This is a genomic window from Pectobacterium sp. CFBP8739, from assembly GCF_013449375.1.
Taxonomy (GTDB): Bacteria; Pseudomonadota; Gammaproteobacteria; order Enterobacterales; family Enterobacteriaceae; genus Pectobacterium.
In genome coordinates this window covers 14574-33443 of sequence record NZ_JACDRR010000011.1, presented here as the reverse complement: position 1 = coordinate 33443, position 18870 = coordinate 14574, and the positions used below count along the sequence as shown (strand labels likewise).

Annotated in this window: 21 protein-coding genes; 8 read left to right on the top strand and 13 right to left on the bottom strand. The window is 45.4% G+C overall.

Translation table 11 applies throughout. The annotated features are described in order from the left end of the window. Positions 1-270: 270 nt before the first annotated feature. The 12 genes from vapC to H0247_RS10800 all read right to left on the bottom strand — a co-directional run bounded on the left by vapC (position 271) and on the right by H0247_RS10800 (position 7141). Positions 271-675, bottom strand: a complete 405-nt coding sequence (gene vapC, locus H0247_RS10855) for a tRNA(fMet)-specific endonuclease VapC (protein WP_103972302.1) — start codon at positions 673-675, stop codon at positions 271-273. Further along, positions 675-905, bottom strand: a complete 231-nt coding sequence (gene vapB, locus H0247_RS10850) for a type II toxin-antitoxin system VapB family antitoxin (RefSeq protein ID WP_040033975.1) — start codon at positions 903-905, stop codon at positions 675-677. Before vapB ends, vapC begins: the two co-directional genes overlap by 1 nt. 93 nt (positions 906-998) lie before the next feature. Next, a complete protein-coding gene (locus H0247_RS10845; RefSeq protein ID WP_180742551.1) occupies positions 999-1832 on the bottom strand; it encodes a DUF4942 domain-containing protein in 834 nt (277 codons plus the stop codon). A 117-nt stretch (positions 1833-1949) separates the two neighbouring features. Continuing rightward, complete coding sequence (locus tag H0247_RS10840; protein ID WP_180742550.1) at positions 1950-2270, bottom strand: TA system toxin CbtA family protein; 321 nt, start codon at positions 2268-2270, stop codon at positions 1950-1952. A gap of 70 nt (positions 2271-2340) precedes the next feature. Further along, on the bottom strand, positions 2341-2676 hold the full coding sequence (locus tag H0247_RS10835) for a type IV toxin-antitoxin system YeeU family antitoxin (RefSeq protein WP_180742549.1): 336 nt from the start codon (positions 2674-2676) through the stop codon (positions 2341-2343). 39 nt (positions 2677-2715) lie between these two features. After that, positions 2716-3189 (bottom strand): DNA repair protein RadC, encoded by a 474-nt coding sequence (radC, locus tag H0247_RS10830; RefSeq protein ID WP_180742548.1) that lies wholly within the window; start codon positions 3187-3189, stop codon positions 2716-2718. 258 nt (positions 3190-3447) lie between these two features. Next, on the bottom strand, positions 3448-3801 hold the full coding sequence (locus H0247_RS10825; protein WP_180742547.1) for a hypothetical protein: 354 nt from the start codon (positions 3799-3801) through the stop codon (positions 3448-3450). Positions 3802-3961: 160 nt separating this feature from the next. After that, positions 3962-4273: a hypothetical protein gene (locus H0247_RS10820; RefSeq protein ID WP_180742546.1), complete on the bottom strand. Its 312-nt coding sequence runs from the start codon at positions 4271-4273 to the stop codon at positions 3962-3964. A gap of 12 nt (positions 4274-4285) precedes the next feature. Then, positions 4286-4573 (bottom strand): hypothetical protein, encoded by a 288-nt coding sequence (locus H0247_RS10815; RefSeq protein WP_255433941.1) that lies wholly within the window; start codon positions 4571-4573, stop codon positions 4286-4288. Between the two features lie 23 nt (positions 4574-4596). Beyond that, positions 4597-5100: a hypothetical protein gene (locus tag H0247_RS19840; protein ID WP_255433940.1), complete on the bottom strand. Its 504-nt coding sequence runs from the start codon at positions 5098-5100 to the stop codon at positions 4597-4599. Continuing rightward, positions 5097-5825: a YafY family protein gene (locus tag H0247_RS10805; protein WP_180742545.1), complete on the bottom strand. Its 729-nt coding sequence runs from the start codon at positions 5823-5825 to the stop codon at positions 5097-5099. The genes H0247_RS19840 and H0247_RS10805 overlap by 4 nt, the downstream gene beginning before the upstream one ends. Before the next feature lie 431 nt (positions 5826-6256). Further along, positions 6257-7141 (bottom strand): GTPase family protein, encoded by an 885-nt coding sequence (locus H0247_RS10800; RefSeq protein WP_180742544.1) that lies wholly within the window; start codon positions 7139-7141, stop codon positions 6257-6259. A gap of 600 nt (positions 7142-7741) precedes the next feature. On the opposite strand from H0247_RS10800, the gene H0247_RS10795 reads away from it, so the two are divergent. Beyond that, entirely contained in the window at positions 7742-8371 is a 630-nt protein-coding gene (locus tag H0247_RS10795) for an inovirus Gp2 family protein (RefSeq protein ID WP_180742543.1), read from the top strand. A gap of 119 nt (positions 8372-8490) precedes the next feature. After that, entirely contained in the window at positions 8491-8706 is a 216-nt protein-coding gene (locus H0247_RS10790; RefSeq protein WP_180742785.1) for an AlpA family transcriptional regulator, read from the top strand. A gap of 348 nt (positions 8707-9054) precedes the next feature. Here H0247_RS10790 and H0247_RS10785 read toward each other — a convergent pair whose 3' ends face one another. Continuing rightward, positions 9055-10644 carry a YfjI family protein gene (locus H0247_RS10785; protein ID WP_180742542.1) on the bottom strand — a complete coding sequence of 530 codons (1590 nt, stop codon included), beginning with the start codon at positions 10642-10644 and terminating at the stop codon, positions 9055-9057. A gap of 702 nt (positions 10645-11346) precedes the next feature. Here H0247_RS10785 and H0247_RS10780 point away from each other — a divergent pair. The 6 genes from H0247_RS10780 to dndE all read left to right on the top strand — a co-directional run bounded on the left by H0247_RS10780 (position 11347) and on the right by dndE (position 18819). After that, a complete protein-coding gene (locus tag H0247_RS10780) occupies positions 11347-12801 on the top strand; it encodes a flagellin (RefSeq protein WP_180742541.1) in 1455 nt (484 codons plus the stop codon). Positions 12802-12852: 51 nt separating this feature from the next. Continuing rightward, positions 12853-13398, top strand: coding sequence for a LuxR C-terminal-related transcriptional regulator (locus H0247_RS10775; protein WP_180742540.1), 546 nt, complete (start codon positions 12853-12855; stop codon positions 13396-13398). Between the two features lie 349 nt (positions 13399-13747). Further along, entirely contained in the window at positions 13748-14833 is a 1086-nt protein-coding gene (gene dndB, locus H0247_RS10770) for a DNA sulfur modification protein DndB (protein WP_180742539.1), read from the top strand. Further along, positions 14830-16467: a DNA phosphorothioation system sulfurtransferase DndC gene (gene dndC, locus H0247_RS10765; RefSeq protein ID WP_180742538.1), complete on the top strand. Its 1638-nt coding sequence runs from the start codon at positions 14830-14832 to the stop codon at positions 16465-16467. The genes dndB and dndC overlap by 4 nt, the downstream gene beginning before the upstream one ends. Next, complete coding sequence (gene dndD / locus H0247_RS10760; RefSeq protein WP_180742537.1) at positions 16457-18466, top strand: DNA sulfur modification protein DndD; 2010 nt, start codon at positions 16457-16459, stop codon at positions 18464-18466. Before dndC ends, dndD begins: the two co-directional genes overlap by 11 nt. Then, positions 18466-18819 carry a DNA sulfur modification protein DndE gene (dndE, locus tag H0247_RS10755; RefSeq protein WP_180742536.1) on the top strand — a complete coding sequence of 118 codons (354 nt, stop codon included), beginning with the start codon at positions 18466-18468 and terminating at the stop codon, positions 18817-18819. The genes dndD and dndE overlap by 1 nt, the downstream gene beginning before the upstream one ends. Positions 18820-18870 lie beyond the last annotated feature (51 nt).

Genomic DNA, 18870 nt, shown 5'->3' with positions numbered 1-18870 from the left:
GGGGAGCCAGTAAAACCGTGGGTTTTAGGCAAAAAAATAGACGTCGGTTGACGTCTATTGATTTATCAATGGTGCCGGGGCGGGACTTGAAAAACATGCCATCAACATTATATTTAAAGGATTTACCTTAAAATATAATGTGTATGTACCCCCATTTGTACCCACAGCCCACATTGCTTCATTCCCTACCCTGCCGTTCGCTACGATTCTTAGCAGTGACGCCAGTTGTTGAACTGCGACAGCATATTATAAAGACGGGCTATTGTCAGCCTATCTACCGACCCAGTTTTCTACGCGCAATCCTGGCACACGCTCAAATTCACGCACGTTGTTCGTGACTAGTATCAAACCTGCTGACCGCGCATGACCTGCTAACATGGCATCATACGGGCCGATGGGTGTTCCTTGTCTTGCCAGTTCCGCCCGAATTTGACCGGTATGTACGGCAGCGTCAAAACCATAAGTTTGCACTTCCAGACGCGCAGAAAATCCTTCAATCACGGCAAGATTCTTTTCTGGATTTACCGATTTCTCCGCACCATAGATCAGTTCCATCAGCGTGATAGAACTGATAGCAAACTGCCCGTAATGACGATAGAAAGCGTCCCTGACTTCCTGCGGCTTGTTCTTGATGGTGTAAATACAGATATTGGTATCGAGCAGATATTTAAGCATCAGAAATCTTCCCTGACCTGATCATCAGGTTGCTCTCTAGTGATCATAAAGTCAGGCGTTACCCCTTCTTCTTCGAACCAACTGTCCCAGCTTTCGCCTGCCGGAGTAATGATACGAGTGCGACCAATCGCGACGATATCAACCTGCTTAACATCATCCGGCAGTGCAACGGCTTTAGGGAGTCGTACCGCCTGACTGCGATTGCTTTTAAATACTGTGGTTTTTTCCATGGCAGTCTCCTTGGAGAAATTTCGTGCTATCGATAGCATAGAATATTTATGGGATATGTCAATGGGATATACCTGCATAACATGATTGCTTAATTACCTCGCCGCCAGCATCCCAGGATAATATTTGGCGATAATATCGTTCATCTGATCGATCAGGTCGGAACGTTTAAAGGTGAGATGCCCCGTGCCTTTCTGAAAGTAACGCACACTGAAGAACTCATCCTCGTATTCCTGCTTGTGAGGATTATCGCGGATATGGTCCATCAGCCGGATGGTGACATCGCCTCGGTTGTCGGGGATCGGTTTGCCATCCAGCAGATACAGCATACGCTCTAGATCGGCCAGTTGATCGCGTCGCCAGCCCCAGTTCAGGCCAAAGCCCCAACGGTTGTAGGTCACCAGATTGCTGATGATGATTTTCTTGCCAAAGTAGCAAGGGTGATTGGTCTTGTAATCCCACGATAGCCCTTTGAATACGTTAATCACACCTCGCTCAAATACCTCCTGCTTACTCTGATGAAGTTGCTCAAAGGTGCTGAGGATATTGGCTTCGCTGATGGCCGGTAGCTCCCCCTCATCCAGATTCTTGTGCCACTGACTACGCGCTTCGGCATCCATCAGCGACAACATGCCAGATTTCAGCATCAGGTCGCGCCAGATATTGCGATCCAGTGTGCGGGTGATGGCGGGCATCGCCTTGTTGGATGCTTCTGTTAGCCAGCAATCGTAGCGATGCCCCTGCTTTAACGCCCAGTCTTCAGCGGTGCCGCCGCCGATAGTCGCCGTTAGCGTTGAAATAGATTGTAGTTGATTGAGGAGTTGCTCTATCTGTTGCAGCGCGGCATCACGTCCGGTAACAATACGCTCAATGTTGGTCGAGCAAATCAGCTCAGTGTGTTCGGTTAAAACCTCGGGTTCAATTTGCATAGTTTGCGGTCCATACATAAAAGCAAATGCGCCAGCCGGTAAGGGCTGGCGCATTATGCATCGTGGAGAAGGATAAATAGATTTGGTCTGGTATTACTGGAAAGCGGCTCGCAGTCTTTATGCTTTGAGCAAGCCGGTAGCACGTCTGGCACGGAGAACATCAACGGCAGTGAGAAACGGCGATTGCTCCTGCCAGTTAAAACCGTCGCGATCGATACGCACCAGTTCGTATTTTTCCACCAGAAAATTCACGGCATTGACCAACGTGACGCCAGCATCAATATGCTCCTGAATCACATGTTCCTCACAGAACGGCGTATCGTTCAGCGTGAGGCCGTAGTGCTTTTCCAGCAGGTAGGCCAGTAGTTGTTGCCAGACGGTTATAGGTGACGGACAGGGGTTATCCTCCCGTGGCGGGATTGCAGGTGATGTTTGCATGGGGAATACTCTCTACAGGTTAAGTCGATAAAATCAGGAAAATGCTCAGGATGGGGAAAGAAGTTGCGGGTTATTGTGTTGCCGCTGAAGAGGGATAAATAGCAATATACACGTAGCCAAAACTGCCCAGCGTATCGGCTTCACAGGTCCATTCGTTGCAATGCAGCACGATGCAGCCTTGCTGACAGGGGTTCAGTTCTCTCATTCGTAGTTTCTGCTCCAACTGCTTAATCAGCTCAGGGAAGCAACGCTCCAGACTTTGGGCTTCTGTTTTGCTGAACATACCGATAAAACTGGCCCGGTCTGCCAGATAGTGCAGACGGTTACCTTCCTGAACCAGTCTGGCTCCGAATCGCGGAGTAATGGCACGTTTTAATCCCCATTCCGGGGTATCCGATGATGACATGATGTTTTCCTTATAAGAGTGCGATGGTAAGCGTGCTCATCATAGCCAGCCACGTTCAGCGAATGACACCACCTCAGCGCCGCCGACAACCAGATGATCGAGGACTCTGACGTCGAGTTGTGACAGTGATTCCTTCAGCTTGTCGGTGATATGACGGTCAGCCTGACTGGGTTCGGCCCAGCCGGAGGGATGGTTATGCGCCAGTATCACGGCGGCGGCGTTGTGACGCAGTGCCGATTTAAGAATTTCGCGCGGATGGACTTCGGTGCTGTTGATGCCGCCCAACGCGATGACTTCCTTTTCTATCAGCCGATGCTGGTTATCCAAATACAGCACCATAAAGACCTCTCGCTCCAGGCTGCTGAGCTCCAGCATCAACCAACTTTTGGCGTCCTCCGAGGTTTTGAACTGGCGTGTATTTTTACGCACGCGTTTTTCCAGCAGGCACAGCGCCATCTGGATAATGCGCTGCTCTCTGGACGCAACGCTGCCTGCCAATGAATTACATGACATGGTGATTCCTTGAAGTGAAGTAATAAGGGGAAATAGATCAGTGCGAGTAAAACTAGAATGCCAGAACCAGCATATTTTTGGCCAATATCCACAGTTTTCGGTTAAATGGTAGGTCATCATGACCTTTAATAATCTGGCCGCAACTCCCGAAGATTATACGGCCATCGTTTGCTAATGAGCGAAGAGATATAAGGTGGTGGAGGCACAGGATAATCCGACTATTGCTCTGTCCGAAGCTACGATAGTCTCTCTTAATCACTACCAGTTAAAGGTAAAAGGGCCTTGACTGGTCTGCACCGTTAACTCCAATGGTCGGCACTTTGTGAAGCCGCTGTTGCTGGGCGTTGTGAAGGAAAATGTCTGTCCATATCCCAGGCGTTTGTTCATATTTTTTCCCCGACCTGTTATGGATATCAAACAGTTACCCCGGTTTAATGTAAGCGACTGAATGGTGATGTCATTTTCTAGGCTGGTCAGCGTCAACTGCCAGACGGGAAGATTGGGGTTATTGATGAGATAAGTTCCCTGAGAGCTAACGGATAGTGGGACTGCGTTAGCGAGGGTAGTGAAGCTGCTGATAAGCAGCGCAGCGGCAAATACGTATTTAAACATGACTGTTATTCCTTTTCGAAGATTCACATGAATCATTTATTCTTATATGGTAATGGCGAGATTTTTTACACACCAGATTCCTCACTGAGTGTGCTGCCTGGCGTATAGAAAACCAGTTGAGAGGCCAACTCATCCATTTTAAGTGGATAATTACCATGCATTACATCAGTTGTTTGCCGACAATCATCAGGCCCGCAACCCAACCGATACACTGGGGTCCCACAAGCCAGAACAGCCTGGCTTTCATCAACCCTCCCATACCTCCGGTGGTATAAATACTATCCGGCATCAGCCAAAGGCGCAGACTAGCGCCGATGGTCATCCCGGTACCGGGCCCCAGCGCCATCCAAAACAAGTAGCCCATACCCTGACCGAAACTTCGTATCTCGCCGGTATTACCAAAAACGTTAAACAGGACAATCACAAGCGCGATAACGAATGCAATCGCGAAATATTTAATAATAAGAGCCATTTTCTTCTGTCCTTATTTACGGCACTGCTGCGCTGCGCTCAGCATATTTTCCATAAAGCGTGGAGGTGCATAACCGTACTGCTGATTCATTTTTTCAAGCTCCCCATGCGTATATTTCGTTTTAAGTTCATCCCAAATGCATCCACAAATGGCGGTAGTACCGCCTCCCGATTTACAGCCCCGGATAAACTCACGTTCATTTTTGTCACCACAGCCGCTCAGGGCTGCAACTGACAAGATAGTGCTGAGCAGAAAGAGTAAGCGGATGGTAATTTTTGTGATTAATTGCATATCTGGCATTGCTTTTCCTTGCTGTAAGACCATTAAAGATTGTCCGATTCAGGGATGCCTTCTTCAGAAAGTGCATGACTGATGTTGTTCACCACCGTGTCCGGATCAAGCTTTATTTCCGCCAGACGCTTGCCGGTTTCCGGCGAGCCTTTAAAGACATTAAGAAAAGTGAGCGGCTTACCTTCATCGTTTGTTCCCGTCGTAATCTGGTAATACGTGTCACCGTTGTGAACGGTGAACTCCTGAATACTGATAACCTGATTGTTTTGGTATGCATAAGTGGTACTGTTCGCCGGAACGGTAATATCCATTTCCTTATGCTCTGCACCGATCACACTGAACGAATACGATACCGACGGCGTGATGATGCAAATCTCCACCTCTTTTTTGTGGTTTGCTGTCTGCGCATAAAAAACGGGTTTGGCGCAACGCTGTAGATGTGCCTGTATGAGTGCTTCGGGTGTGCTGGCATATGCTGCTGGCAATGATGACAGCGTCAGACAACAACAGAGCAGCAGACCTGTTATGTGTTTCATGTTTTGACTCCTTTTAGTTTGGATTGAGCAGCAGGGTGGTATTCTCGGAAGGTGTGAATGACGTTGCTGATAAAGTGAAAATGCGGAAGTGCGTTAATAAAATCCTCATCCGTAATCAGTGCGCCAATCTCACTACGTCGGCTAAAATGTTGCTCCGATAGAGAGACGGAACTGACATCCTCTAGTCTGAATACCCTTATCGCACCATACTGGCTAGTGACCAGATACCAGTGTGGATACGGGTAAATCAACCGATAAGGCTCCAGGTCATCATGGCGAGTACCCTTTACCAGTAAGCTGACTGTCCGGTGATGGTAAATAGCTTCTGCAAGCCGCAGGAAGCAGTCCGGTAGCACACTGGTTGGCTGCTGTGCATGACCTATTAGACACGGAGAAGTACCGTTTTCATCCATCAGCAGTTGCATGAGCTGACGGCTTTGTGAGGGAATGAGATGGGCTATCCCGGTGTTGCGAGCAAACGCCAGTGCTCCGGGAATGTGATCGCGCTGCGGATTCTGGTTCAGACGCCATACTCCGTTATCACTGATGATATCAAGATGCAGTAGACGCTGATGGAAATCCCGACGAAGGGTGCGTTCAGAAACACCAAATTCATCCGACAGTGCTTTTAGTGAAAGAGATTCACCAGCAAGAAGTCGACTGATAATGACCGACAGCCTGAGCGCTAATCTGTCGTGTCGCTGCGCAGGCTCCCTGGTGCACATATGCCCTCCTTAAACAAAAAATAGCCAGATAACTCATACAGTTATTATGCAGGATGGACCGGACAGGTTATGTCCAACGAAAGTGAGGGCTGGCAAGAAAAATGCAATATTTTTCTGCTGGTAACATGCTGAAAATAATGGAATTGACAAGGGTTGCTTAAAAAGAAAACAGAGCGTGGACATATCCTGTCACAAGGCATGCATACAGGATACCCGGCTAGGGCGAGAGGAGCATGAATAATGGATTCTTAAGAATCCATTATTGAGAAATAGAAAGAAGGTGTTAAACAGGACAGTGAGTACCAGACAAAGAATGCGAATATTATCCTCAACCCAACGTGATGCCCGACAGTAATGTTGGATGCGATGTATATTGCAATTCAGTTTCCGTCCATAGAGGCTTTTAGGATCAACATGCAAATCATCCACACTTAAAAAAACCAGTGCCAAAGCGCAGTGGCAGCATTCACAATGCCCTCGCGTAACGAGCTCAGGCCATCACGCACCGACCTTGGTAGTGGGATCTCTTCTACTATCCGGGTGAACAATTCCCCCAGAAGGGCACCGAAATCCCTTCGGGCGGTACTCTCTGCTTGCTTTGTTCTGTGCTCCGCTCTGACCTGACGAAATACACCACTGCTCGCCTCTGATGGTAGCGCGTGTACCAGTGTCTCCACCAAACGAGCCAAGTTATAACCAGCTTTTGCCGAAACAGCATGCACCGGATATGGCGTGGAGAACTGACGGGAGACAGTTGCACTTCGTGTGGTAAGCGTCAGCAACTGAGCGGAGGAAGGTTGATGGGTTTCGCGGTCCCATTCCAGTGAGGGTTCTGCCTTATCGGCCTGATTGATCACAAACACGATACTGCCTGATAAGACGCCACACTTCATAAGAAACCGATGAAAATTTTCATCGCTGGCACAAGCACGGTCATCAGCCTTCATGACCCAGAGAATAAGATCCAGTTTTGGTAACTGCTCTTGATACAGTTGCTGGTATTCCTGGTCGCGCTCAAGGGATTCGCCAACACCGGGTAAATCAACCAGGGTCATACGCCGTCCTCCTATTTCCAAAGTAAAGCGTAGTGGCCTGCGGGTGCATCCCCCTACATCGCTGACCGGACTGAGAGGTTGCTGGAAAAGGGCATTACAGAGAGATGATTTACCTGCTCCAGTTTTACCCATAACACCAATAACCGGCTCGTAATGAATGCACTGGCGAATACGCTCTATTACCCGATGGGTAAGGTACTCAGGAAGAAGGGATAAATGTTTCTTCAGGGCAGTAATGCCCTGTTCGGTGTTATCAGTCATAAAACCTCCGGATATAAAGTAAATACATACGCCAGTATCTCTACTGGTGTATTCAGGTAGATAATATAGGTTTTAATTTATTTTTAATTAAATCTTCCAGGGAATATCTTGAGAATAGCAGAAGGGAGGTTAAGAAGTTGTATCTTGTATATGACAGGGTTTTTATATATTTTTCAAACCCGCTATTATATGTAATAAAAATTGCTAACTTGAGAGTAAAATAATGAACTATTTGAAGTGGCAATGAAAATTTTCATGATTTTCTTCTTCTATTGCAGCAGTAAGTTAATCGCCAGTGATACTTGTCGGGTTGGTAATATATTAATATAGTCACAAGCAATATCTTTATGCATGAGAATTAATATAAAAACACATTGATTCATTAGTGATAATTATTTTACATACAAGAGTTTATTCCACCCATCAATATCTAATGCGTGACAGTGGTTATTTATAAAATTAGTTAATCACATCATAGTCACCGCTCCATTAACTGTATTAATTATTCACACTCAAACATATCACTCGTTCTACAAAAAGTAATTTATCACTGCATAACACATTCTATTGAACAAACTAAATAACATAAGGTAACCGCATATGAACATCAATACTAACTGCTACGGCATACTGAATCAAAATCACATGAAACGTATTCAGGACACCATCAATAAAGCACTTAACGAATACCCAAGAGTCATGGTGTTAAGGGTCGACCTTCGCTTGCCTGAGATTAACACAGGTTTATATAACACAGACTCTGGATTAATTACTCGTTTCATTGTTTCCTTGAAGGCTCAAATTGAAGCTGATTTGTTGAAAAAACAAAATTCAGGAAAACGGGTTCATCCCTGCCATGTTCGTCATATCTGGGCGAGGGAGTTTAATGAGTATGGCAAGAAACATTATCACGTAGCATTACTCTTCAACCGAGAGTCATATGCGTTTCCGGGAAGTTATACCTCCACGAATGGAGAATACACCCACAACCTAGCATTAATGATTATGGAGGCCTGGATGAGGGCTCTTGGGCTTAATACCATCGTTAATTATCAACAGTATTATCCCCTGACAGAATTTCCGGTTAATTGCTACTACCACCTGAGTAAAAACAGTGATGATTTTTCGACTCAGTTTTCAGCCATAACAGACAGGGTTAACTATCTTGCAAAAGAGTACAGCAAAGATAATTCAGATGGTCAGCGCAACTTTGGCTGCAGTCAGTACTAAGTAATCAAAAGTATTTTTCTACTGACGAAAGGAATGTTATGACAGAGCACCAGGATAGCAGTAATAAAAATGCCTGGAGCTTCTGTCTTTCATTCCCTTTAAGACAGAGAGAAATAGTCATGACTAATTCAAATTCTAATCAGAGTCTGTTTAACGATAAAATGGTAGACATGGTATTCATCACTGAATTCACGGGGCTCAGTGATAAATGGTTCTACAAGCTCATCAGCGATGGTCAGTTCCCTAAGCCAATTAAATTAGGGCGTAGCTCCCGGTGGTTAAAGAGTGAAGTGGAAAACTGGGTTAATAAGAGAATTTCTGACTCACGTGGTTGATTGCTGATAATATTTTCAATCTAGTTAATTTTTATAAAATCGAACATCATGGCTCATGTAAAAATGAACCATAGCGATTTATAATAGTTCCAACTCTCTTTACAGGCAAGATTCTAACATATCACAACCAGCTCTATTTATAGTCAAAAATCATCATTACGATCAAAAAAACACAGCTTCAGTTGCTACTGTAGCAATTGAAGCGAATTAAAAACAATTCATAAACCTTGGGGTGAGCATTTTTTAACCAAATGAATGATGATGAGATTTGCGTGTTACGCCTTCATCCGAAGGCCATAAATTTTCGATATCTCAATGTCTAGTATTAAATTGCATATCAAAACTGACTTAAATCACACTTATCTTGTAAGGCCTTCCCTTCGTATTATCCCTCGATTGAATAATCGCACATGGAGTATAAGGCATGAAACCTTGAGGCAGATTGAAAACACCATTAGAATGATGAAGAGTAACGAATAAAGCGCCATTGGAATTCATCTGGATAACTCCAAAACATCCCTGACTGATTAACTGATTTAGTACTGGCGTCAATCTTTCAGTACGTCTAAGACGATGGGGGCCATATTTTTCAAGGTCATTTTTCAGAAATGCGGCTCCATTATTTTGTCTTATTCTGTTAATTATCCAAGAATATAGCTCACGAACATCTAGCTCAAACTGACAACGTTCTGACATAGGGTAAAACAACAAACTTGCCTGATTTAAATACCAATCCACAATTTTCATTGCACATTCTAAAGTACCAGATGGAATTTCCTCAGCGTTATCATCGTAAAAATACTGAAGCAAAGCTGCTATTCTTAAGGTATTTCCACTAGCCTTTGATGCTATATCTCTAATATGCTCCCATTCATTTCCTAGGGACATTTTCTTTTCTATCTCTGAACGGTTATTTTTCCAGAGAGGCAGAGCATTTTCCGTAAGTTTTAGTTTTTTCTTTTGCGCGGCGGCATCATAAATCTGGGTTTTATTTAACTCCAGGAATTCTGAAACTCTTTCATGGAAAATATTTAAATCATGTTCTGCTGCTATAGATTCTTGAGTATTACCACGTAATCCAATTGTACTTTCACCCCAAGCAAAAAGAAATCGGGACATAAACCCGCTAGATCTCGCCAGGCCACCATGTTTTTTCAGGTAGTCCATAAATACTCCGGGCTGGGACATTAATGAAAAAGTCAGGCGTGGAGTTATCTGATAAATTTCACCTTCAGCCCGACGAAAGTCAAACATTTCACCGTCCCAGGCTTTATTTAGTAGCCCGGGATTATTCTTTAGGTAACTTTTGAAAAAGGTAATTGCTTCATCAGAAATGAACCCTGCTTCAGGGTGTTCGCTAAGTCCTTCAACGAGGGCTTTTAACGAGGTATCTTCATAGATGAAATTCGAACGTACTGGACGTTGAGGTTCAATCTCAGCATGTTTATTTATTTCCTGCTCCTCATATTCTCCGGGGTAACCTTTTCTAATAGCCTGCCTGAGATTGCTTTCGAGTGCTTGTTGTCGAATTTTCCAGAGTTTAATTTTTTGCTTATAATTAGCTAATTGCTTCTCGTATTCCTGTATGAGTTCTGATGCAAACGCGTAACACGGCTTCATGACCTGCTTATTAATTGTTGTTTTTCCTTCACCTGATTCTGCTATGGTCATCAGATAAAGTGAACAGGGTTCCGGCATGTTTGTATGAGGTTGTATCACCTCAATCAGTGACTGGCAAACCAGTGATGTTGCAGCCAACACAACATTACCAATCATTTCAACCGGAATGTGGGTATTGTTCTGCAATTCCCGAATAACATTTCTTAGTACGGGAGGAAAGGACCCCACCGGATAAGGCGGCAATGATTTTTTCGCGGGGTTGTGTAGCTCTGGAGGATTTGCCGTGATGAGATCATAAACGTCATGGTACATATTCATATTTCTTTACACCTTCGTTATTCGGGATCGAAGCAACATGATTCAACCAGCATAAAACAGAATGCCTGACAGATGAAAGAACTTGTCGGTCCGCAAGTAGCTGGGGTATGAAGCACTTTCCGCTGTTGATAACAGAGTTACATCTTGTTCTACAAGTACGTTCATTTGCACTTAACTAAATTGGGAAAAGGTCTCCAACAGTTATTCAACTGCGAATACGCTCCCCAATCGTTCAGAAATTGCTAACACTACTTTGCTGATTAGTAATTGGTTAACAAACCGCTTACCCAGGAATCTTATCATTGAACCGCAAAAACAACAGGCCAATTCAGGTATGGATTAACACGCGTCTGCGTACTCAGCCAACACACCGGGCGATGATTGACGAATACGTTTTCTTTGCCTGCTTTGGTTACTGGATAGACTATCGACCCGTTTAATTTTCATACCGTTACGCAAATGCTGACTCGGAGCACTTTTGATCGGTAACGCCGATCGATACGATCGCATCGATCTATCAAAACGATTATCTTTTGATCGCCACCGTCGATAAGCTATTGCCGAGAATAACTATAACGTAATGTTTTATCTGTTTTTATTCCCATTATCGGGAAGGGCTGACTATTGCCGGTTATCTGGTAAATCAATAATCAGCAGATAAAAGCCATCCCGTTATTTCTGCCAAATTAGGATTGGTGCGCAATGACCCCGATTACCTCTTTTCATTTAACGATACGGAATCAACAGGATAAATCGGCCACCCGATTGAGCCAGGCGATTGAACGACTTTCATCGGGTCTGCGCATCAACGGCGCGAAGGATGATGCCACTGGTCAGGCGATTGCCAACCGGATGACTGCCAATCTGAATGCCAACAGCGTCATCACCAACGGAATGAAAGATGGCCTCAGCCTGATGCAAACGGCCGAGAGCGGGCTTAATGCCATCAATAATCTGCTACAACGTGGCAGGCAACTCGCGGTGCAGGCGGCAAACGGTACGTTGTCAGATACCGACCAGACCAGCCTGAACGGTGAATATCAACAAATCAGGGAAGAGATCGACCGCATCGCTTCATCGACACAGATCTTTGGCCGCTATCCGTTGGCTCCTGCTGAGCCGGGCCCTCAGCCTGCCAAATTGGGGGAAACCTTACCACTGGCTGAAAAGTTTCCCGTCCCCAATATCAATCATCAATTTCCCTCTGGGGTCATTTCGCTGGCTTACATTCCTGCTGGCGCAAAAAATATCACCATCACCATCGACTCATTAAGCGCCGATGACGATATCCAGCTATTCGCACGAGATGGCAGGCATTTGGCCGGTACACCCGCAGAAGGCACAGACGCTGATATCGTCTGGTCAGCAAACGGTGTGACAGATGAAAGCACCATGAATACCGCCGTGATTACGCAAGATAACGGCTTTTTACCTGGAGCCACCTACTCGGCAGATTCGCTCCTACAAGCCGGGGAATACAATATCAATACAGGGGCACAGACAACGTATCAGGGTATGACCATCACCTACAGCGGTGATGGCGACCGTTTTGAAGATGCCAACACCGGGGGATTTAACGATGGGAATGTGGGGGCTGCAAACCGACTGGAAAAAATTCATATTGATGAGGTGACAGAAGATCTGATTGTCATTGTGGTTGGCAGCGGCGTGTTTTACAGCAACGCAAGCTGGGACGAACTGCCCACACCGACAGAGCCTGCCCCTCCACTGCCGCCTTCCGTACCAATCAGCAAAGAAACGACGTTTGTCGTCGGGGCGAGTTTCGGTGATGAATTGCAAACGGTCACTATCAACCCAACGCCCGCAGACAGCCAGTCACTAGGGCTTTCCTCTGTGACGCTAAGTACACCAGAACAGGCCAGTGCGGCATTAGCCACATTCGATAACGCACTGAAAACTCTGGACGGTTACCGCAGTGAATATGGCAGCCAGATGAACCGTTTTGAATCCGTTACTGCCGTGCTGTCACAGGAGAAGGTTGCTATCGCTGCCGCCCGCTCACGCATATTGGATGCGGATTACGCCATTGCGGTTTCCGCGATGGCAAAATCCCAGATCCTACAACAGGCTTCCCTGTCCGTATTGTCACAAGCCAACCAACTGTCGGGAAACGTATTAAAGCTGTTACAGGGATGACGTGCCGCCATAAACATCACGTTGTTATTTTTCTATCGAATTGCGATCGCCATGAGCATTGAAATATTCAGCCGCTGCCCTTTCACCACGGCGGCGTTTACCTGTCTGGGAAATAGGGATAACGGTAATGTGCCAATCACTGTTGTTGATATTGAACACGGTATCGACATGGCACTATTAAGCCACATCATTACCACTGAACACCGGACATTCATTATTATTCTCAACAACCGCAGACATGCACCGGTGATGGTGGCTAAAAAGGTATTGCTATTATCAAAACACGCACAGATGAGTACGATTAAAAAAGTGATCTCTGCCCTGTCATCGTTCAGAGAAATAAAAGGCAAGACGATATCGTTATCACCGAATGAGAAAATATTCTTCGGCTATTGGCTGGACGGAATGGCAATAAAAACCATCGCAAAGAAAATGGCGATAACCCATAAAACCGCCAATAACATGAAAAATAATATCTACAGAAAATATGGCATAAAGGATCTGCTCACCTTTTTACTCATCGCCAGAATCTCACATATGCAAAGTATTACTGACGCCGAAAATCACAGGGTTATCTACGTCGATAAGGTGGCGTAATACGAGATATCGAGAATGGCGAGAGGCTTGAGTCTCACTGATTTTTCGTAGGACATTGGTTCAACTGACAAAAGCCTTAATCATCCATTAATACAAACAAGTAGCACTTTAACGTAGAGTCCAATTTGGCGATAAAATCCCGCATTTAAGAATTTTTTGAAAACGTCTTAAATGTCTCAAGAGGAAGAAGCAGTAAGAGGGCCCCAAAGCCTTTTCTCCCCTTTCTTACCAGCTCAAAAATCACACAATTACGAAGGCACTTTCTAATTTTACGTGAAAAATTCTATAAAATTACGTAAAATATAACATAAAGACACTCTGTTTTTTGCTTAATAAATGGACGAAACTGATGGCTAACATTGACGCAGATTACTGCTACTCATTTCCAGCAATACGTGGCATACAGGCTGGACGTCCCTTTTATATCGCTACTTGTCCAATGCGCATCATCCCTAAAATTTTTAGTTTTGATGAGAGCGAAGTTCCACCAGAGCTACGAGCTCAGCGTATATTGAACAAGTCTCGTATTCCAGAAATGGTTCGTTATCTACTTGAAAATCCTAAAGACTATGTTTTCTCAGCGTTGACTGCATCAATTGCAGTTGATGTACAGTTCGATGAATTTTCTGGTTCGAATAATCTGGGAATATTACGGGTTCCCATGGAAGCTCAAATTCTCATCAATGACGGCCAGCATCGTCGAAAAGCAATAGAGGATGCTCTTGAGGAGCGCCCAGAATTGGGGCAAGACAACATCCCAGTACTATTTTTTGTTGATGAAGGGTTAAAGCGTAGTCAGCAAATGTTTGCCGATCTGAACAAGTATGCTATACGTCCAAGTCCCTCTTTATCGGCACTGTATGACCACCGTGATATCAGCTCAAATTTAGCTCGATATCTGGCTATGTCCGTTGAACCGTTTGTTGGGTTAACGGAACTGGAGAAATCCAGCATTAGCACACTATCCAATAAACTATTTACTTTAAGTAGCATTAAACAGGCAACCAAAGCTCTGTTGGGTAAAGATCCTAAAGAGGGTGATATTGAGGCAAACACACACATTGCTACGCTTTACTGGCAAGCTGTTTTTCAGGTTATGCCAGACTGGCAACTAGCTGCAAGAAAGGAAGTTTCTCCCGCACAGCTACGTCAAGATTATGTACATGCTCATGGTATCGGACTTCAGGCGTTAGGATTGTTAGGTCGTTGTTTGCTTGCAGAATATCCGGAACACTGGCAACAACAACTATCCACACTCAAAACCTTTGATTGGCGTAAAAGTAACCCCGAGCTGATTAAACGCGCAATGCAGCATGGTAAACTGAGTAAAACCAGTACAGCAATCCAGTTAACCTGCAATGCGCTAAAAGCCGCACTATCTATTCAACTCACTCCTGAAGAACAGGAGCTTGAAGCTCAAATGGTTGTCTCATGAGTAAATTAGTTCAGGCCTATGATTTGGCCGAATATGAAGATTTTATAAACCAGGAGCAGTTCGCCGGACGTCCTCTGGCCGAATATGTTGCCGAAGTACAAAGAATTTATTGTGCAGATAAGCGCCCGTGGGTAATTGGTTATAGTGGAGGAAAAGATTCTTCCGCCGTGATCACGCTAGTGTATCTGGCTTTACTCGGCCTCCCCCCGGAAATGCGCAGCAAAGATGTTTTTTTGGTGTCATCCGATACACTCGTTGAAACGCCAGTCGTTGTGGACCTGATTAAGAAAACGATGTCGCAGATTGAGGCGGGCGCAAAACGCAATGGCCTGCCGATTACTCAACATGCCGTGATGCCAAAAACTAATGAAACCTTCTGGGTTAATCTGCTGGGGAAAGGTTATCCGGCTCCAACCCGAAGTTTTCGCTGGTGTACCGAACGGATGAAGATCAACCCTGTCAGCGACTTTATTAAAGATAAGGTCAGCCAGTTTGATGAGGTAATTGTTGTACTGGGTTCGCGCAGTAGTGAAAGTGCTTCTCGTGCGCAGGTAATCGCAAAGCATAAGATCGATGGCTCACGACTGGCACGGCATACCACACTAGCAAATGCGTTTATCTATACACCTATTGATACCTGGGATGTAGAAGATGTCTGGAAGCTGCTGCGCGGAGCTTTTCGCTATGCGGTAGATGATGAAATTGAGGAGTGGGAAAGTCCGTGGGGAGGGAATAATCGCCCCTTGTGGACGTTGTATATGGACTCTTCCGCTCAGGGTGAATGCCCACTGGTAATAGATGAGAGCACTCCCTCTTGCGGAAATTCTCGCTTTGGTTGCTGGACCTGTACCGTAGTCACCAAAGATAAAGCGATGGAAAGTCTGATCAAGAATGGCGAAGAATGGATGTCGCCTTTGCTGAAATATCGCGATCTATTGGCGTTTACCACCGAGCCAGTGAATAAAGACACCCATCGCAACTACAAACGCCGCACCGGTAAGGTGAGCTATCAGTACGCTAAAGACGGTGAAGACCGCAGCGCAGAACGTAAACATGTTCCAGGCCCTTACTGGCTCAAATACCGTCAGCAGTGGTTAAAAGACTTACTGGAAATTGAGCGTGATTTAAACGCCCAGGGCCACACGATTACGTTAATTACCCAGCCGGAGCTGCACGCTATCCGCCAGGAGTGGTTGAAAGATCCTAACGAGCCAGACTGGCACGACACATTGCCGGGGATTTACCGCGAGGTATATCAGCAAGATCTGAATTGGGTGGTTGACGATCAGTCGCGCTTTGATGCCAGCGATGCTGATTTGCTGGCTCAGATAACGCAAGGGTTCGACGTAGTACCTGAAATGGTGATGAAATTGATTGAGCTGGAAACCTCGATGGAAGGGTTAAGTCGTCGCCAGGGGATTTTTGACAAGCTCGGCACAATTTTGAAACAGGACTGGGGCAGCCTGGAAGAGATCCAGCAGCAACAGGCAACGCTGCAAAAACGCAACGATCGGGATATTCATCAGGATGAAGTGGATAAGCTAGAAGCTGAACTTCAGACTTTACAGCGCAGAATTATCGATGCTGGCGAATCGTCTGTGCTTATCGATGAGGAAAATGAACGTGCTCATTAAGCAACTGGTATTACATAATTTTCGCGTATTTTGCGGCACACACACCATCGATCTGGCTCCCAGAAAACGCCCGCATGAAGTAAATCCTCGCCCGATTGTGCTATTTGGTGGTTTAAATGGTGCAGGGAAAACATCTATTTTGTCGGCAATTCGACTGGCACTGTATGGGCGTTTAGCGTTTGGCTCGGCAATGCAGCAGCAGGAGTATGTTGAACAACTCGGAGCACTGGTGCACAACGGGACGTATACAGCAGAGCGTCCGGATGAGGCCGCAGTAGAACTAACCTTTACCTATAACCAAAACGGCCATGAGACAGAATTCACCGTCACGCGTAGCTGGAAGAAAGGAAAGAAAGATCGTCTCTCTTTGCAGCAGGATGGACAACCGCGTAGTGAACTCAGTTATGACCAGTGCCAAGGGTTTTTGAATGAATTAATCCCTCACGGTGTTGCCGATCTTTTCTTTTTTGATGGAGAGAAGATTGCAGAGTTGGCGGAAGATGAATCTGGCAATATTCTGCGTACAGCGGTGCGTCGTTTGTTGGGACTGGATCTGATCGCCAGACTGCAAAATGACCTGATGATTTTTGTCAAACGCCAGCAAAACGCGCAGTTAGGTGGCTCCCAGCAACAGCAGGTCGAAGCGCTTGAGGCAAAGATTAAAACGCTTGCCGGTCAGGCAGAGAAATTGCTGGAAGAGGCCGATTTCGTCAACTCGCGGATTGAATTTTTATCCCAGGACATTATTCGCCATGAGGGATTGTTAAATGCGCAGGGCGGCGCATTTGCCCAGACCAAAGCACAGGAAAAACAGAAAGTTGAAACGCTGTTAAAAGAAAAAGAGCGTCTGGGAAAAGCGTTACGACAGGAATGCGATGGATCGTTGCCCTATGCGTTAGCGCCTAATACGTTGTCGCGGTTGCTGGAAAAAATTGCCAATGAAGCACAGATCAAGCAGGCGAAAAATTTTGAGACGGAGTTAAATCAATTTTTAACTCAACTCAAAAATGATATCGCGTTCCGTTCCAGCAGTGAGAGTAGTACCAGAGCCATTGCTACCGAAGCTATTACCAATAATTTGGACACATATATGGCAGCCAAACCAAAAGGTGACTTGCTGTTTGATATTTCTGAACGTGAAGCCGGTATGCTCCAGCAGTCCATTGAGCAGGACAGCAAAAAAGCATGGCAGCGTTTTGATATTTGCCGCCATCAGTTAGCGGATATTGAACAACAACTGGAGCAGGCCGCTGCTAATATCGCTCGCGCCCCGGAAGACGAGCAGTTAATGGATCTCTTTGCAGCATTACGCGAGCTCGATCATAAGCGCGAAAAACAGCGGCAAAAATATCGCTCGCTGCTGGAAGAGGCTAAACGGACGAAACAGCAGCAACTGGACTGTGTTCGTCAGGTACAAAAAGCACATGACATCACCCGTAGCCAACATGGTTTGAGCAGCGCATTTAAAAATGCACAGGAGACTATTAACCTGCTCGATTACTACAGCGATGTGCTTACGCAGGCGCGAGTGAAAAAGTTATCTGCTAACTTTGAAATGGCCTACCACAAGCTGGCCCGTAAAGAGGATTTACAGCTTAATGCACATATCAATCCACAGACGTTTGATGTTGAGCTGGTGGATGAAAATGGTTCAGTTATTAATCGAAAACTACTTTCTGCAGGTGAAAAGCAGATTTACGCGATCGCTATTCTTGAAGCGCTGGCAAAAACCTCTGGTCGTGATTTCCCAGTAATTATTGATACACCGTTAGGGCGTCTGGACTCTCAACATCGGGATAAGTTGATTAATCATTATTTCCCGGAGGCCAGCCATCAGGTCGTGTTGCTATCCACCGATACTGAAGTGGACGAGCGTTATTTTGTCGATCAGCTACGTGATGATATATCTCATGCTTATGAGATTGTTTTTAATGCGCATACCAAATCATCGAATCTAAAACCGGGCTATTTCTGGGAATTAACAAAGGAGGCAATTTGATGCTCCCAAACAGGATGCAACTCAGTCGCCAGACTGAAGAACAGCTAAAAAAGCTAAAGGGATATACAGGGATCACCCCCAACGTAGCCGCCCGCTTGGCATTTTTCCGTTCAGTGGAGAGTGATTTTCGTTATTCACCAGAGAATGATAATAGGAAATTGGATGGTGCGATGATGCTGGATAAAATTACGTGGCTGGGGGAAACTCTGCAAGCTACGGAATTGGTGTTAAAGATGCTTTATCCGCAACTAGAGCAGAAGGCGATGATTAAGGCGTGGGCGGCACATGTTGAGGATGGGATTTCGGCGTTAAGAAACTATCGCTCTCTAAAAAACTTTGCATTTGGGGTGTGAAATAGTGGGAAACAACAAATCAATATCCACTCTATATTTGCAAAAAAATAT

Excerpts from the sequence above, each read along its gene's own strand:
- H0247_RS10790 (WP_180742785.1), top strand. The coding sequence starts at position 8,491 with ATGACTAATTCAAATTCTAATCAGAGTCTGTTTAACGATAAAATGGTA.
- H0247_RS10795 (WP_180742543.1), top strand. The coding sequence starts at position 7,742 with ATGAACATCAATACTAACTGCTACGGCATACTGAATCAAAATCACATG.
- H0247_RS10785 (WP_180742542.1), bottom strand. The coding sequence starts at position 10,644 with ATGAATATGTACCATGACGTTTATGATCTCATCACGGCAAATCCTCCA.
- H0247_RS19840 (WP_255433940.1), bottom strand. The coding sequence starts at position 5,100 with ATGAAACACATAACAGGTCTGCTGCTCTGTTGTTGTCTGACGCTGTCA.
- vapC (WP_103972302.1), bottom strand. The coding sequence starts at position 675 with ATGCTTAAATATCTGCTCGATACCAATATCTGTATTTACACCATCAAG.
- dndB (WP_180742539.1), top strand. The coding sequence starts at position 13,748 with ATGGCTAACATTGACGCAGATTACTGCTACTCATTTCCAGCAATACGT.
- dndC (WP_180742538.1), top strand. The coding sequence starts at position 14,830 with ATGAGTAAATTAGTTCAGGCCTATGATTTGGCCGAATATGAAGATTTT.
- H0247_RS10775 (WP_180742540.1), top strand. The coding sequence starts at position 12,853 with ATGAGCATTGAAATATTCAGCCGCTGCCCTTTCACCACGGCGGCGTTT.
- H0247_RS10780 (WP_180742541.1), top strand. The coding sequence starts at position 11,347 with ATGACCCCGATTACCTCTTTTCATTTAACGATACGGAATCAACAGGAT.
- H0247_RS10825 (WP_180742547.1), bottom strand. The coding sequence starts at position 3,801 with ATGTTTAAATACGTATTTGCCGCTGCGCTGCTTATCAGCAGCTTCACT.
- H0247_RS10840 (WP_180742550.1), bottom strand. The coding sequence starts at position 2,270 with ATGCAAACATCACCTGCAATCCCGCCACGGGAGGATAACCCCTGTCCG.
- H0247_RS10845 (WP_180742551.1), bottom strand. The coding sequence starts at position 1,832 with ATGCAAATTGAACCCGAGGTTTTAACCGAACACACTGAGCTGATTTGC.
- H0247_RS10800 (WP_180742544.1), bottom strand. The coding sequence starts at position 7,141 with ATGACTGATAACACCGAACAGGGCATTACTGCCCTGAAGAAACATTTA.
- vapB (WP_040033975.1), bottom strand. The coding sequence starts at position 905 with ATGGAAAAAACCACAGTATTTAAAAGCAATCGCAGTCAGGCGGTACGA.
- H0247_RS10815 (WP_255433941.1), bottom strand. The coding sequence starts at position 4,573 with ATGCCAGATATGCAATTAATCACAAAAATTACCATCCGCTTACTCTTT.
- H0247_RS10820 (WP_180742546.1), bottom strand. The coding sequence starts at position 4,273 with ATGGCTCTTATTATTAAATATTTCGCGATTGCATTCGTTATCGCGCTT.
- H0247_RS10805 (WP_180742545.1), bottom strand. The coding sequence starts at position 5,825 with ATGTGCACCAGGGAGCCTGCGCAGCGACACGACAGATTAGCGCTCAGG.
- H0247_RS10835 (WP_180742549.1), bottom strand. The coding sequence starts at position 2,676 with ATGTCATCATCGGATACCCCGGAATGGGGATTAAAACGTGCCATTACT.
- dndE (WP_180742536.1), top strand. The coding sequence starts at position 18,466 with ATGCTCCCAAACAGGATGCAACTCAGTCGCCAGACTGAAGAACAGCTA.
- radC (WP_180742548.1), bottom strand. The coding sequence starts at position 3,189 with ATGTCATGTAATTCATTGGCAGGCAGCGTTGCGTCCAGAGAGCAGCGC.